The organism is Devosia sp. 1635, assembly GCF_013185955.1.
GTDB lineage: Bacteria > Pseudomonadota > Alphaproteobacteria > Rhizobiales > Devosiaceae > Devosia.
Window position 1 is genome coordinate 112,540 of record NZ_JABAOM010000002.1, and the last position, 12,400, is coordinate 124,939.

16 protein-coding genes, 1 tRNA gene and 1 other annotated feature are annotated in these 12,400 nt (G+C 62.3%); of the genes, 6 read left to right on the forward strand and 11 right to left on the reverse strand.

Annotation, left to right across the window (positions count from 1 at the left end):
• The first annotated feature begins 3 nt into the window (after positions 1-3).
• Complete coding sequence (locus HRU92_RS07435) at positions 4-486, forward strand: GNAT family N-acetyltransferase (RefSeq protein ID WP_172123538.1); 483 nt, start codon at positions 4-6, stop codon at positions 484-486.
• A gap of 57 nt (positions 487-543) precedes the next feature.
• Here the strand turns inward: HRU92_RS07435 and gndA are convergent, their stop codons facing one another.
• Entirely contained in the window at positions 544-1,989 is a 1,446-nt protein-coding gene (gndA, locus tag HRU92_RS07440) for an NADP-dependent phosphogluconate dehydrogenase (protein ID WP_172123539.1), read from the reverse strand.
• Between the two features lie 202 nt (positions 1,990-2,191).
• On the opposite strand from gndA, the gene HRU92_RS07445 reads away from it, so the two are divergent.
• Entirely contained in the window at positions 2,192-2,962 is a 771-nt protein-coding gene (locus tag HRU92_RS07445) for an SDR family oxidoreductase (protein WP_349236701.1), read from the forward strand.
• A complete protein-coding gene (locus HRU92_RS07450) occupies positions 2,931-3,491 on the forward strand; it encodes a gluconokinase (protein ID WP_172123541.1) in 561 nt (186 codons plus the stop codon). Before HRU92_RS07445 ends, HRU92_RS07450 begins: the two co-directional genes overlap by 32 nt.
• Positions 3,492-3,542: 51 nt before the next feature.
• On the opposite strand, the gene HRU92_RS07455 is transcribed toward HRU92_RS07450, so the two are convergent.
• From HRU92_RS07455 to HRU92_RS07470, 4 genes are all read right to left on the reverse strand, one after another.
• The gene (locus tag HRU92_RS07455) at positions 3,543-5,027 is read right to left on the reverse strand and encodes a SulP family inorganic anion transporter (protein WP_172123542.1); all 1,485 of its coding nucleotides are present in this window, start codon (positions 5,025-5,027) and stop codon (positions 3,543-3,545) included.
• Between the two features lie 59 nt (positions 5,028-5,086).
• Positions 5,087-5,142 (reverse strand) — a sequence feature (sul1 is cis-regulatory element that is thought to sense ions involved in sulfur or methionine metabolism; They are found in Alphaproteobacteria).
• Between the two features lie 105 nt (positions 5,143-5,247).
• Complete coding sequence (locus HRU92_RS07460; protein ID WP_172123543.1) at positions 5,248-5,700, reverse strand: CYTH domain-containing protein; 453 nt, start codon at positions 5,698-5,700, stop codon at positions 5,248-5,250.
• A gap of 1 nt (position 5,701) precedes the next feature.
• On the reverse strand, positions 5,702-6,574 hold the full coding sequence (locus HRU92_RS07465; RefSeq protein WP_172123544.1) for a CHAD domain-containing protein: 873 nt from the start codon (positions 6,572-6,574) through the stop codon (positions 5,702-5,704).
• Between the two features lie 166 nt (positions 6,575-6,740).
• Positions 6,741-6,923, reverse strand: coding sequence for a CsbD family protein (locus HRU92_RS07470; RefSeq protein WP_172123545.1), 183 nt, complete (start codon positions 6,921-6,923; stop codon positions 6,741-6,743).
• A 110-nt stretch (positions 6,924-7,033) separates the two neighbouring features.
• Here HRU92_RS07470 and HRU92_RS07475 point away from each other — a divergent pair, with 110 nt between their 5' ends.
• Entirely contained in the window at positions 7,034-7,705 is a 672-nt protein-coding gene (locus HRU92_RS07475) for an RluA family pseudouridine synthase (RefSeq protein ID WP_172123546.1), read from the forward strand.
• On the opposite strand, the gene HRU92_RS07480 is transcribed toward HRU92_RS07475, so the two are convergent.
• The 5 genes from HRU92_RS07480 to HRU92_RS07500 form a co-directional block, all read right to left on the reverse strand.
• Entirely contained in the window at positions 7,684-7,986 is a 303-nt protein-coding gene (locus HRU92_RS07480; protein ID WP_173087987.1) for a hypothetical protein, read from the reverse strand. The genes HRU92_RS07475 and HRU92_RS07480 overlap by 22 nt on opposite strands.
• Before the next feature lie 2 nt (positions 7,987-7,988).
• Positions 7,989-8,366, reverse strand: coding sequence for a Rid family hydrolase (locus HRU92_RS07485; protein WP_172123548.1), 378 nt, complete (start codon positions 8,364-8,366; stop codon positions 7,989-7,991).
• A gap of 13 nt (positions 8,367-8,379) precedes the next feature.
• Positions 8,380-8,465 (reverse strand) — tRNA-Leu (locus tag HRU92_RS07490).
• Positions 8,466-8,496: 31 nt separating this feature from the next.
• Positions 8,497-8,994: a xanthine phosphoribosyltransferase gene (gpt, locus tag HRU92_RS07495; RefSeq protein ID WP_127753412.1), complete on the reverse strand. Its 498-nt coding sequence runs from the start codon at positions 8,992-8,994 to the stop codon at positions 8,497-8,499.
• 79 nt (positions 8,995-9,073) lie between these two features.
• Positions 9,074-9,841 carry a molybdopterin-binding protein gene (locus tag HRU92_RS07500; protein ID WP_127753413.1) on the reverse strand — a complete coding sequence of 256 codons (768 nt, stop codon included), beginning with the start codon at positions 9,839-9,841 and terminating at the stop codon, positions 9,074-9,076.
• A 132-nt stretch (positions 9,842-9,973) separates the two neighbouring features.
• Between HRU92_RS07500 and map the strand changes: the two genes are divergently transcribed.
• A complete protein-coding gene (map, locus tag HRU92_RS07505) occupies positions 9,974-10,810 on the forward strand; it encodes a type I methionyl aminopeptidase (protein WP_127755246.1) in 837 nt (278 codons plus the stop codon).
• On the forward strand, positions 10,807-11,589 hold the full coding sequence (gene radC, locus HRU92_RS07510; RefSeq protein ID WP_172123550.1) for a DNA repair protein RadC: 783 nt from the start codon (positions 10,807-10,809) through the stop codon (positions 11,587-11,589). The genes map and radC overlap by 4 nt, the downstream gene beginning before the upstream one ends.
• 2 nt (positions 11,590-11,591) lie before the next feature.
• On the opposite strand, the gene HRU92_RS07515 is transcribed toward radC, so the two are convergent.
• Complete coding sequence (locus HRU92_RS07515; RefSeq protein ID WP_349236702.1) at positions 11,592-12,326, reverse strand: cytochrome c biogenesis protein CcdA; 735 nt, start codon at positions 12,324-12,326, stop codon at positions 11,592-11,594.
• Positions 12,327-12,400: the final 74 nt, after the last annotated feature.

Here is a 12,400-nt window from a genome sequence, read left to right on the forward strand (position 1 = left end):
CCAATGCAGATTCGCCCGGCCTTTGAGGGTGACCGTTCGGCGGTCCTCGCCATCGTTGCGCCAGTCCTCCGGGCCGGCGAAACCTACGCCATGCCTCGCGACCTCGATGACGAGCAGGTGCTGGCATATTGGTTTAGCCCCGCCCATCAGGTCTTCGTGGCTGAAGATGACAACGGCGTGCTGGGTACCTATTACCTTAAACCCAACCAGCTCGGCCCCGGCGCCCATGTCGCCAATTGCGGTTACATGACCGCCGCTGCCGCCCAAGGGCGCGGCGTTGCGAGGGCAATGGGCACGCACTCGATTGAGCAGGCCGGCGCCTGCGGCTTTCGGGCCATCCAGTTCAATCATGTGGTCTCCACCAACCAGCGCGCTGTGGCCCTGTGGCAGTCGCTCGGCTTCGCCATAGTCGGAACCCTGCCGAAAGCGTTCGACCATCCCGTCCACGGCTTTGTGGACAGCTACGTAATGTTCAGGACGCTCTAGGCAACGGAAAAGGGCCCCGCCTCAGCGGAGCCCCTGTGCTTGCTGTGTCTTTGAGTCTCAGCCGCCGATCACCGGCTTGAGCGCTGCGATCTCGAGGGTTGACGGCCACTTGGCATGCAGGTTCGAGCCACGTCCCTCGATCTCGAACCCATGCGCACCAAAGAAATCACGCTGCCCCTGGATCAGATTGGCCGTGCCCTGAGCCTGGCGATAGCTGTCGAAATAGCTCAGCGCCGCCGAAAGGCAGACCAGCGGGAATTCTCCCACAGCGCCCGCCGCCACCACCTTGCGCAGCGACGGATGGGCTTCTTTCATCAGAGCGACAAAGTCTGGCACCACCAGCAGATTGGTGTTGCCCCCTTTGGCATAGGCCGCCGACATCTGGTCGAGGAAGCGAGAACGAATGATGCAGCCAGCGCGCCAGATCTTGGCGATGGTTGCCAGCGGCAAGGCCCAGCCATTTTCCTCGGAGGCCTTGGCGATTACCGCAAAGCCCTGCGCATAGGACACGATCTTGCCGGCGAGCAGTGCCTGTTCCAGTTCGGCCAGCGTCACCTCGGTCTTGGTCCGGTTCGGCTTGCCATAGATCGCTTCGGCCGCTACGCGCTCATCCTTGCGCGCCGAAATCGAGCGGGCTGCTACGGCGCCCTCGATGGCGGTTGCCGGCACGCCCATCTGCTGGGCGGCAATGGCCGACCAAACGCCGGTGCCCTTCTGCCCCGCCTTGTCGAGAATCAACTCGACCAGCGGCTGCCCGGTCTGCTCGTCGATGGCGGCCAGCACATGGCCGGTGATCTCGATTAGGTAGGAATTAAGCGGACCCTTGTTCCATTCCTTGAACACATCGGCGCATTCACCCGGGCTCATGCCCAACCCGTCGCGCATCACGCCATAAACTTCGGCGATCATCTGCATGTCGCCATACTCGATGCCGTTGTGGATGGTCTTTACGAAGTGGCCCGCGCCACCTTCACCCAGATAAGCGCAGCAGCTTTCACCATTGAACTGGGCCGCAATCGCGGTCAGCACCGCCTCGGCATTGTGCCACTGCTGCTCGGAACCACCCACCATGATCGAGGGACCATGGCGAGCGCCTTCTTCGCCGCCCGAAACGCCGACGCCGAGGTAGCCGATATTCTTGGGCTTGAGGTAATCGAATCGGCGCTGGGTATCGGTGAACAGCGAATTGCCGCACTCGATGATCGCGTCGCCTTCTTCCAGATAAGGCAGCAGGTGCTCGATCATCTCGTCAACCGGCGCGCCGGCCTTGACCATGATGATGATCGAGCGGGGACGCTTGATCGACTGAATGAACTCAGCCAGGTCAGCCTTCGCGATTACATTGCCGACCAGACCCTGCTCGGTTGCCATTGCAACAAAGTCATCGATTCGAGACGCTGTACGATTGTGAACGGCAACGGTATAGCCTTTTTCGGCGATGTTGAGCGCCAGGTTCGAGCCCATCACTGCCAGCCCGATAAGGCCGATATCCGCTGTCGACATGCAAACAGTCCTTCTGAGAAAATGCGTCGCCATTCATGCGCGAGACATGCTTGCCCCGCGCGGCGGCGAACCTGACCACAAACGGACCATCGACGGAAGGCCCTGCCGAGGCATATTTTACGCCTAAAAGCCTCATGTATGGAAGGCGCCATTGCCTCGCGCCGTTCGCGCCCGTAGGTTTGCGCAAGTTTAGGGGATCACCGTGCCATCTTCGTCTCTGTTCAGCCTTGCGGGAAAGCGGGCTCTTGTCACTGGCTCAAGTCGCGGCCTTGGGCTCGCCATGGCAACTGCCCTAGCCCAAGCGGGCGCCGCCGTGATCCTCAATGCCCGTGATGCCACCGCGCTGGGCCGGGCAGCGGCCGAACTCGCCACCACCGGCGCCACCGTCAATGCAGTGGCCTTCGACGTCACCAGCATCGATAGCATCGAGGAGGCGGTCGCCTACTGCGAAGCCGAGCTCGGGTCCATCGACATCCTCATCAACAATGCCGGCATCCAGATTCGGGGTCCCCTCGAGGACTTCCCGCTCGACAAGTTCGAAACCATGCTGGCGACCCATGTCACGGCCACCTTCGCGGTCAGCAAGACCGTGGCCAAGAACATGATTGCCCGCCGCCAAGGCAAGATCATCAATATCTGCTCGATCCTGACCAATGTCGCCCGGCCCAATGTTGCCCCTTATGGCGCAGCCAAGGCTGCCATTGCCAATTTGACCCGCGGCATGGCGGCCGACTGGGCTCGCCATGGTCTCAACATCAACGCCATTGCCCCGGGCTACTTCAAGACCGAGCTCAATGAGGCGCTGATAGCCGATCCTCAGTTCAATCGCTGGGTCGAAACCCGCACCCCCATGGGCCGTTGGGGCGAAGTTGCCGAACTTGGACCGCCCGCGGTATTTCTCGCTTCCGACGCAGCCAGCTTCATCAATGGACACATTCTCTATGTCGACGGCGCCTTCTCAGCCACGGTCTAACGCCCGCATCATCATCGTTATGGGGGTCAGTTCCTCGGGCAAGTCCACCACGGGCCAGTCCATCGCCCGGCGCCTCCATACGCCATTCCTCGATGGCGACGGCTATCATCCGCCCGCCAATGTGGAAAAAATGCGCGCCGGCATTCCGCTTGTCGATGAGGATCGCTGGCCCTGGCTTCAGCGGCTCGCTCAAGCCCTGCACGAGGCCGCGGACAAGAAGGGTGCAGCAGTCGGCGCCTGCTCCTCGCTCAAGCGGGCCTATCGCGACTACCTGCTCGAGCAGGCGGGCGAGCCGATCCTGTTCGTCTACCTCCAGGGCGACCGACAGGTGATCGGCGAACGCATGGCGCGGCGCCAGCACGAATACATGCCGGCCAGCCTGCTCGACAGCCAGTTCGCCACCCTGGAAGAGCCCGATCCCGCCACCGAGAACGTGCTCGTCGTGCCTGTTACCGACAGTGTGGAAAAGATCACCACCACGGTGACCAAGACGCTCGAACACCTCAAGACCTTCAAGCGCTGGCAATAAGCCGCGTTCGGCTAAAAGGAATGCCCCGCTGCAAGGCGGGGCACCGAACCGTCAATGGCCCAGCATGCGTTCCATCGCACCGGGCTGGTCATGCTCGGCGAACTTGTCCATGATCGTGGCGCTCGCCTCATTCATGCCGACCAGTTCGACTTCTGCTCCATTCCGGCGCAGCTTCAGCACCGCCATGTCGATCGCCCCAACTCCGGTCAGGTCCCAGATATGAGCGCGGCTGACATCGATTCGCGCCCGCGCGAGCTTCTCCTTGAAGTCGAACGCGGCGAGGAAATCGTCAGCTGACGCAAAGAAGAGCTGCCCCTCAACGAGATAGCGGCGTTCCTGCCCGTCAGGCGACAGGGTCGAGCTCACCCGGAAAAATTGCGCGACCTTCCAGGCGAAAAAGATCCCCGACAGCAGCACGCCCACCCCCACCCCGAAGGCTAGGTTGTGAGTCCAGAGCACCGTTATCACCGTCGCCAGCATCACGATGCTCGACCGCCGCGGATGGGAGCGCAGATTGTTGAGCGAGGCCCAGCTGAACGTGCCGACCGAAACCATGATCATGATGGCCACGAGCGCCGGCATGGGGATGAGCCCCACCACATCGCCCAGCACCAGCAGCAAGAACAGCAGGAACGCACCGGCCACGAAGGTCGACAGCCGCCCGCGTCCACCCGAGCGGACATTGATCACTGACTGCCCGATCATCGCGCAACCCGCCATGCCGCCAAATAGGCCCGAAGCAATATTGGCGAGGCCCTGCCCCACCGACTCGCGGTTCTTGTCGCTGGTGGTGTCGGTCATCCCATCAACGATGGAGGCCGTCAGCAGGCTTTCCAGCAGCCCCACAGCAGCTACCCCGGCCGAGTACGGCAGGATGATCCACAAGGTCTCGAGCGTCAGCGGCACATTGGGCAGCAACAGGCTGGGCAGTGCGGACGGCAACTCGCCAAGATTGGCGACGGTGCGTACATCAACCCCCAGCGCCAGCGACACCGCCGTCAGCACGAGGATGCACACCAGCGGCGATGGAATGGCTTTGGTCACCCGCGGAAACAGGTAAATGATCGCCAGCCCCGCCGCAATCATCGCATAGGTCTGCCACGACACCCCGAACAGCTCGGGTAGCTGTGCCATGAAGATCAGGATTGCCAGCGCATTGACGAAGCCCGTCATCACCGAGCGCGACACGAACTTCATCAGATACCCGACCCGGGCGTAGCCCGCGAGGATCTGGAGCACGCCGGCCAGCAGCGTGGCTGCCAGCAGATAGTCCAGCCCGTGCTCGCGGACCAGCGTTCCCATCAGCACGGCTGTTGCAGCCGTAGCGGCGGAGATCATTGCCGGTCGCCCCCCGGCAAAAGAGATGACGATGGCGATCACCACGGAGGCATAAAGCCCAACCTTGGGGTCTACCCCCGCGATGATCGAAAAGCCAATCGCCTCGGGAATAAGGGCAAGCGCGACAACAATGCCCGCAAGCACATCGCCACGGATGTTGGAAAGCCAGTCACGGCGCAGAGTTTGGGTAAAAGTCATGGTGGTCCAGGCTGCGCTGACCCTGCCGCAAGGCGAACAAGGCAAAGCAGTTCTTGCTGGATTGTCTGGCGGATCGGCGGCCAGAAGAGCCACCCGGATTTGCACCGGGTCCGACGAATGCTGCGCTTGTGCAGAAGCTCACAGCAAAAATCAACCCACCGGGAGCTCCGCGTCCAGGATCAAGCCCGCGTGGGTCAACAACAGCAAGGGATGCGGCGCGCTAGCTGCGCGCCAGAGTTGCGTTATAGTAGCGCTCGTCATCGCTGACTTCTTTGCCAACCCAGCTCGGCAGGTCCACCTGCTGGTCGTCGCTATCGAGCTCGATCTCGGCCAGCACCAATCCATGGTGCCGGCCCTCGAACACATCCACTTCCCAGGTCAACCCGTCATGGGGCACATGGTAGCGCCGTTTCTCCAGCACTTGTGGCTGCGCCATCAGCAACAGCTCACGCGCGTCCTCGATCGGGATAGGGTACTCGTATTCCGGGCGAACAATACCGGCGACCTTGCCTTTGAGCGTAATCACGGCCTCCCGATCATCAAAGCTGCGCACCCGCACCGTCGCCTTGGCATTGGCCGAGAGATAACCCTGGCGGATCAGCCGGCCACCGTCAGCAGAGCCACGCCACTCGTCTGATCGCACGAGGAACTTGCGTTCGATCTCTTGTCCCACCTCAATGCCCCTTCTTGGCCAGTGCCCAATACTGGCCCAACCGGCCGACCAGCGCGTCGGGCTTTTCCGCACTCAGCTGCCGTCCCAAGCCAATAGCCTGCTGCCCGAGGTGATCGCGCTTCTGGCGGATGGTGATCTGGATCGAAGGGACGCTGGGGTCGGACAGACCGCCGACAAACTCATCCAGAACCGTCAGGTCGTGGTGGTTGCCCAGGGTCGTTTCGAGCTCTGCAACAGCGGCGCGATAGGGCTTGGTTATGGCCGGAGCACAGGCACTGAGCAAGCTCAGATGATGCCAGAAATACTTGGCGGCCTTTCGCCACTCGTGAAATTCGTTTGGATCTTCACTTGCTTCAGCTGCGTCCATTTCCTGGCGCATCCGTCGATAGTTGTCATGCAGACCATCCGCCAGACTATCAAACCCGTGCCCACGCACTTTCCAATGTGGAATGCGTTCCTGCAACGCCTCGAAGCGCTCGCTGAACTGCTGGACGAGCGTGTCTGGGTCGCCTTGTTCCGCAGCAGCCTCGATGTTGGCTCCGAGCATTGCCCGCACTGCGGTGATGGGAAGGTTGACGTCCTCCTCCCGCAGGCCTTCCAGCGTCTTGATCATCACCGCAGCATCGCGATTCCCTGCCAAGCCTGTGGCTGCCTCCCGAATTGCGGCGTTTTCCTCGGCAAAGTGCTTGAAATTGGGCTTGATGAGCCGAAGCAGCCCGCGCAGCTTCTTGCAGCGCCGCCGCAGCGAATGGATCGTCTCATCAGGATTGGACAGGTCTTTGGCTTCCGCGAGCGCGGCCTCTACCTGTTCAAGCGCGATGCGGCGAACCCCTACACCTGAACCCTCATCCTGCGGCTGAAACTTGAAACCCAAGGCTGCGCTCCTTTGCTTGCTTGCAGGATCTAGCACGACGCCACTGTCATAGTTCCAAAACCCGGCAAGCCGGCTTAGAGGTCATCCCACGCCTTCTCACGTAACGCCTCAAAAACAGTAAAGGCCGCCTATTGGGCGGCCTTTGAAGAACTTGGTGCAAGACGTGCTACTTTTTAAGCATATCTCGGGCGGCGTCTTTAACTTCGCCGACCTTCTGCTGGACCTTGCCCTGCGCCTTGTCAGCCTTGCCTTCGGCCTGGAGACGTTCGTCGCCCGTGAGCCCGCCAACGGCGTCCTTGATCGCGCCCTTGGCCTGGTTACCGGCGCCCTTTGCTTCGTCCTTATGCATCGAAAGCTCCTTTGTTTGGTGTCGTATAATAAACGACTGGCGTCACGCATGGTTCCGAATGCGCCGTCTTGTCGACTATGCCTGCCCGGCAGGACCTGCTAGATCGCGCCATGCCCGGTCCAATGCCCACCCTCCTCAATTACCATCCCCCACTCGAGCCCTACCTGTCCGTCATTCATGTGGATGACGATATTCTGGTGCTCGATAAACCGAGCGGCCTGCTCAGCGTGCCCGGCAAGGACCCCTCCCTGTGGGATTGCCTCGAATACCGCGCCCGCCAAACCTGGCCGACCGCGGGCATGTGCCATCGCCTGGACAAGGACACCTCTGGCGTTCTCGTCATGGCGCTCAACAAGCGTGCCCATGGCCGTATCGGCTCGCAGTTCGAGCACCGGCAAACCAAGAAGAGCTATGTTGCGCGCGTGAGCGGCTTCATCGAAGCCGATACCGGCCTGGTTGACCTGCCGCTCGCCACGGATTGGGACAACAAGCCGCGCCAGCGTGTCGACTATGAGAATGGCCGGCCGGCCCAAACCGAATGGACCGTGCTGGACCGCGAAGCCGCCGCCACCCGGGTGCGCCTCCATCCCCTGACCGGCCGCACCCACCAGTTACGGGTGCATATGATGGCCATGGGCCACGTCATCCTGGGCGATGCATTCTACGCCGGCCCTGAAGATTTCGCCGCCGCCGATCGCCTGCAGCTGCACGCTGCGGAACTGGGCTTCACCCATCCCACGACCGGCGAGTTCATTCTGTTTCAGGCACCCGTGCCGTTCTGATCCCCACCCAGATAGCGCAGCCGGATGCGGTGAAACAGATGGCCCGGCTTCATGCTGTCGAGCCAGCGCCGGAACGCATCGAGATCGGCAACGCCCGCCCGTTGCGCATCGGCAAGGCTCACCTCGGCCGGGTCCATTTCATCCATTGCGTCGATGGCTAGAATGGCAACCTTGGTCTTGAGCGTGCCGCCGGCCCGGACGGTCGGCCGGCTCCAGCGCCTAAACACCAGATCGACCTTGCCGGCCTTGATGTCCTCGAGCAGTTCGCGTTTGAGCAGCACTGCTAGCTCAGCACAGCAGTAGCAAGCATCTCGACGCGCAAGCCCTCGGCGAGCAGGTCCTTGACCACCACCGTTGCACGCACGGGATAAGGCGGCTGGAAGTGCCGGGCATAGGCGCGGTTCATGCCTGCCGCATCGGCCTTGTCGATCAGAAAAACCTGCACCTGCACGATATCGGCCAGTGCGCCCCCTGCCGCACGCATGGCAATCTCAAGATTGCCGATGGCGCGCTCGGTTTGCACCTCGATATCACCGCTCACGATTTCGCCGGTTGCCGGGTCTTCAGCCACGGCCACGAGCCAAACCTGTTCGCCGGCGCGTACCGCATCATTCACGGGAGCCGAAGAAGGCGCAATGCCAGTTTCAATTCGTTCAAACATGACTGTCCAGTTCTGGTGCGGGCGGCGGGACTCGAACCCGCACGGGGATACCCCCTCCGGATTTTAAGTCCGGTGTGTCTACCATTCCACCACGCCCGCGCTTGGGTTTCAGCAGTGCCGAAACTCGTGCTTAGTCGGTGCCGCCGCTGATCGGGGCGACATAGGCCACGTCCAGATCCCACGGGAAGAAGATCCAGGTGTCCTGGCTGACCTCAGTGATGAAGGTATCAACCAGCTCGCGCCCCATCGGCTTGGCATAAACGGTCGCGAAATGGGCGCCGGGCAGCATGTCGCGCACGGCGCGCGCCGTATTGCCGGTGTCCACCAGATCGTCGACGATCAGCACCTTGCCGCCGCCCTGCGCCATCTCAATGATCTGCGGCGCGATGGGCTTGAGCACCTTAACCGAACCCTTGTTCTGGTGATCATAGGATTTCACCGAAACAGACTCCACCACGCGGATATTGAGTTCGCGCGCCGCAATGGTCGCCGGCACCAGCCCGCCACGAGCGATGGCCACCACCGCGTCGAAATTCCCCATCCCCATCAGGCGCCATGCCAGGGCGCGGCTATCACGATGGAACTGGTCCCAGGTGACGGGAAAATTCTTTTGGTAAGGGTTGCTCAAATCGATCTCCATACGCATCCAAGGCCAGGGAGGCGCTCGAAGCCGTCGCTTCCTTAGCAAACCTAGGATGCAACGCCAATCAGTCTTGCGGCGCGTCCACACCCGCGGCGCGATGTGCCGCATCCACCATGGCGCGCACCTTCTCGGTCGCCTCAGCCAGCCTTTGCGCATCCGAGGAGCGTAGCACCAGCTCGGTCATCACCCGGCCATGCCCCATCTGCGGATAGGAGCCCATCTTCACATCGGGATACTGCGCCTGCAATTCGCCCAACGGGCCGCCAACCGTGCCTTCGCCCACCGCCGCGCGCACCGTCTCCGAAAGGACGCGCTTGCCGCCCTGGAGCGTCGGCGCCAGCGCCTCGAGCATGGCGCGCATGATGATCGGCACCCCTGCCATCACATGCACATTGCCGATGCGGAACCCTGGCGCAGCGCTCACGCTGTTGACGATGAGGTCGGCGCCCTCGGGAATGCGCGCCATGCGCAGCCGCGCTTCGTTGACCTCGGTCCCGGTTTCGCGCCAGCGCGCCTCGAGCATTGCCCGGGCGTCCGGGTTGATTGGCAGCGCAACCCCGAAAGCCTTGGCGATGGCATCGGCGGTGATATCGTCATGCGTCGGCCCGATGCCGCCGGTTGTGAACACGTAGGTGTAGCGCGAGCGCAGCGCGTTCACCGCCGCAATGATGTCGTCGGTGTCATCGCTGACCACCCGCACTTCCTTGAGCTCGATTCCCAGATCGGTGCAGAAATCGGCGGTGGCGCCGATATTGACGTCCTTGGTGCGGCCCGAAAGAATCTCATCGCCAATCACCAGAAGCCCGGCGGTCACGGAAGCTGCGCTCGACATGGGAAATCAACCTGTTATTGCCCCCCAGCAATGCCCCGCCCCATAAGGTGCGTCAAGCCAACACGCAGTAAGCGTTGGCTCTTCCAATCACCCGATTGGACGATTATCTTTGCCCCTTAGCCGGAGAGCATGATGATTACCTATGTCGATGCCGAAACCAAAGGCCGCCGCACGCCAGGCGTTATTCCGCTGCACGGACCGGAAGGCTTTGAGGGCATGCGCAAGGCCGGCCAGCTGACCGCGCGCGCCCTCGACATTCTCACCGAATATGTCGAGCCGGGCGTGCCTACCGCCACGCTCGACCGCATTGCCTATGAGTTCGCGCGCGACAATGGCGCGATGCCGGCAACCCTGTTCTACAAGGGCTTCCGCCACTCGCTGTGCACCTCCATCAATCACGTCGTGTGCCACGGCATTCCCGATGAACGCCCGCTCAAGGAAGGCGACATCGTCAATATCGACCTGACGCTGATCGTGGACGGTTGGTACGGCGATTCCAGCCGCATGTATCCGGTGGGCGAAATTTCGCGCAAGGCCGAGCGGCTGATCGAAGTGACCTATCAAAGCCTCGAAGCGGGCCTTGCGGCCGCCAAGCCGGGCAACACCACGGGCGATATCGGCGCCGCCATCCAGACCCTGGCCGAAGGCGAGCGCACCAGCGTCGTGCGCGACTTCGTGGGGCATGGCGTTGGCAAGCTCTTTCATGACGAGCCCAATATCCTCCATTTCGGCCAGCCCGGCACGGGGGTGCCCCTAAAGCCCGGCATGATCTTCACCATCGAGCCGATGCTCAATCTGGGCCGGCCGCACGTCAAGATTCTCTCCGATGGCTGGACCGCGGTCACCCGCGACCGCACCCTGTCCTCGCAATGCGAGCACTCCATCGGCATCACCGAAACCGGACACGAGATTTTCACGACCTCCCCGGCCGGCCTGTTCAATCCTCTCGCCGCACGGCAAGCCGCATGACCAAGGCGCGGGGCGAGGAGTTCGACGAAGCCAGTTTCCTTGTCGCCGACACTCCTGCCCCCAACGATCAGGCCTCGGTGGCTCCCGCCAAGAGTGTCGCGCCAAAGCCCGATCACGCGGGTCATCGCAAACGGCTGAGGGACCGTTTTCTCAAGGTCGGGGGCGATGCCTTCGAGGACTACGAACTGCTGGAGCTGGCCCTGCACCTGGTCATCCCGCAAAAGGATACCAAGCCGCTGGCAAAACAGCTGCTAAAGGAGTTCGGGTCTTTTTCGGGCGTGTTCGCTGCGAGCGAAGCCCGCCTGCGCAACATTGACGGGCTTGGCGAAACCTCAGTGGCCAATCTCAAGGTCATCCAAGCCGTCGCCGCCCGCTTTGGCCGCGACAGGATCGCCGTGGAAAAGCCGATCCTTTCCTCCTGGTCCCAGCTGATCGACTACTGCACCACCCAGATGGCCTTCGAAACCATCGAGCAGTTCCGCATCCTCTTCCTCGACAAAAAGAACCGGCTGATTGCCGATGAGGTGCAGCAAACCGGCACCGTCGATCACACCCCGGTCTATCCGCGCGAAGTGATCAAGCGCTCGCTCGAGCTGGGCGCGACCGCGCTGATCTTGCTGCACAACCACCCCTCGGGCGACCCGTCCCCCTCCTCGGCCGATGTGCGGATGACGCGCGAAATCGCGGATATCGCCAAGCCCCTCGGCATCACGCTGCACGACCATCTCGTGATCGGCAAGAACGGCCATGCCTCCCTGCGCGCACTCAAGCTGATCTGAGTTCAGCCGAAGGTCGCCAGCACCGGGAAGGTCTCGAGAAACCAGAACGAGATGCGGGTGAAATTGCCCGTCAGGAACAAGACGCCGGTCACGACTAGCAAAGAGCCCATCACCCGCTCCACCGTGTGCAGATGCTTCTTGAAGCCGTTGAAGAAGGTCAGGAACGGCCCGATGGCAATGCCGGCCAGAAAGAACGGCACGCCCAGTCCCAGGGAATAAAGCCCGAGCAGCGAAGCGCCCTCCCAGGCCGTATCCCGGCTTGCCGCCACGGACAGCACTGCCGCCAGCACCGGTCCGATACAGGGCGTCCAGCCGATGGCAAAGGCGAGGCCCAGCAGGAACCCGCCCAGCGGACCGCTGGCAACGCCCGGCCCCTGATGGCGCACTTGCCGATCGAGCAAGGCGATCCGGTACACGCCCAGGAAGTGCAGCCCCATGGCGATGATCAGGAGGCCCGCCAGCGGCGTGAGGATCGGCAGCGCCTGCCGGAACACCTGCCCAAATGCGGTAGCCGTGGCGCCCAAGGCGATGAACACGACGCTGAAGCCCAGGATGAAAAACACCGAAGTGCCCATCACCCGCCGCTGCAGCGCTCCGGCGCCACCCTCTTCGGCCCGCAGCTGGTCGAAGCTCGCACCGCTCATATAGGTCAGATAGGGCGGCACAAGCGGCAGCACGCATGGGCTGAGAAAACTCAGCACCCCGGCGCCAAACACCATCGGCAGCGAAAACTCCACAACACAGCTCCGTTGATCGCGACCCTGTGTAGCGCGTCACCCACACAAAGCAACCGCCACGCCGCCGCATCGCC

Bases quoted from the DNA above. Each gene is read 5' to 3' on its own strand.
- HRU92_RS07435 (WP_172123538.1), top strand. From the start codon at position 4: ATGCAGATTCGCCCGGCCTTTGAGGGTGACCGTTCGGCGGTCCTCGCC.
- gndA (WP_172123539.1), bottom strand. From the start codon at position 1,989: ATGTCGACAGCGGATATCGGCCTTATCGGGCTGGCAGTGATGGGCTCG.
- HRU92_RS07450 (WP_172123541.1), top strand. From the start codon at position 2,931: ATGTCGACGGCGCCTTCTCAGCCACGGTCTAACGCCCGCATCATCATC.
- HRU92_RS07455 (WP_172123542.1), bottom strand. From the start codon at position 5,027: ATGACTTTTACCCAAACTCTGCGCCGTGACTGGCTTTCCAACATCCGT.
- HRU92_RS07470 (WP_172123545.1), bottom strand. From the start codon at position 6,923: ATGCATAAGGACGAAGCAAAGGGCGCCGGTAACCAGGCCAAGGGCGCG.
- HRU92_RS07475 (WP_172123546.1), top strand. From the start codon at position 7,034: ATGCCCGGTCCAATGCCCACCCTCCTCAATTACCATCCCCCACTCGAG.
- HRU92_RS07485 (WP_172123548.1), bottom strand. From the start codon at position 8,366: ATGTTTGAACGAATTGAAACTGGCATTGCGCCTTCTTCGGCTCCCGTG.
- HRU92_RS07500 (WP_127753413.1), bottom strand. From the start codon at position 9,841: ATGTCGAGCGCAGCTTCCGTGACCGCCGGGCTTCTGGTGATTGGCGAT.
- map (WP_127755246.1), top strand. From the start codon at position 9,974: ATGATTACCTATGTCGATGCCGAAACCAAAGGCCGCCGCACGCCAGGC.
- radC (WP_172123550.1), top strand. From the start codon at position 10,807: ATGACCAAGGCGCGGGGCGAGGAGTTCGACGAAGCCAGTTTCCTTGTC.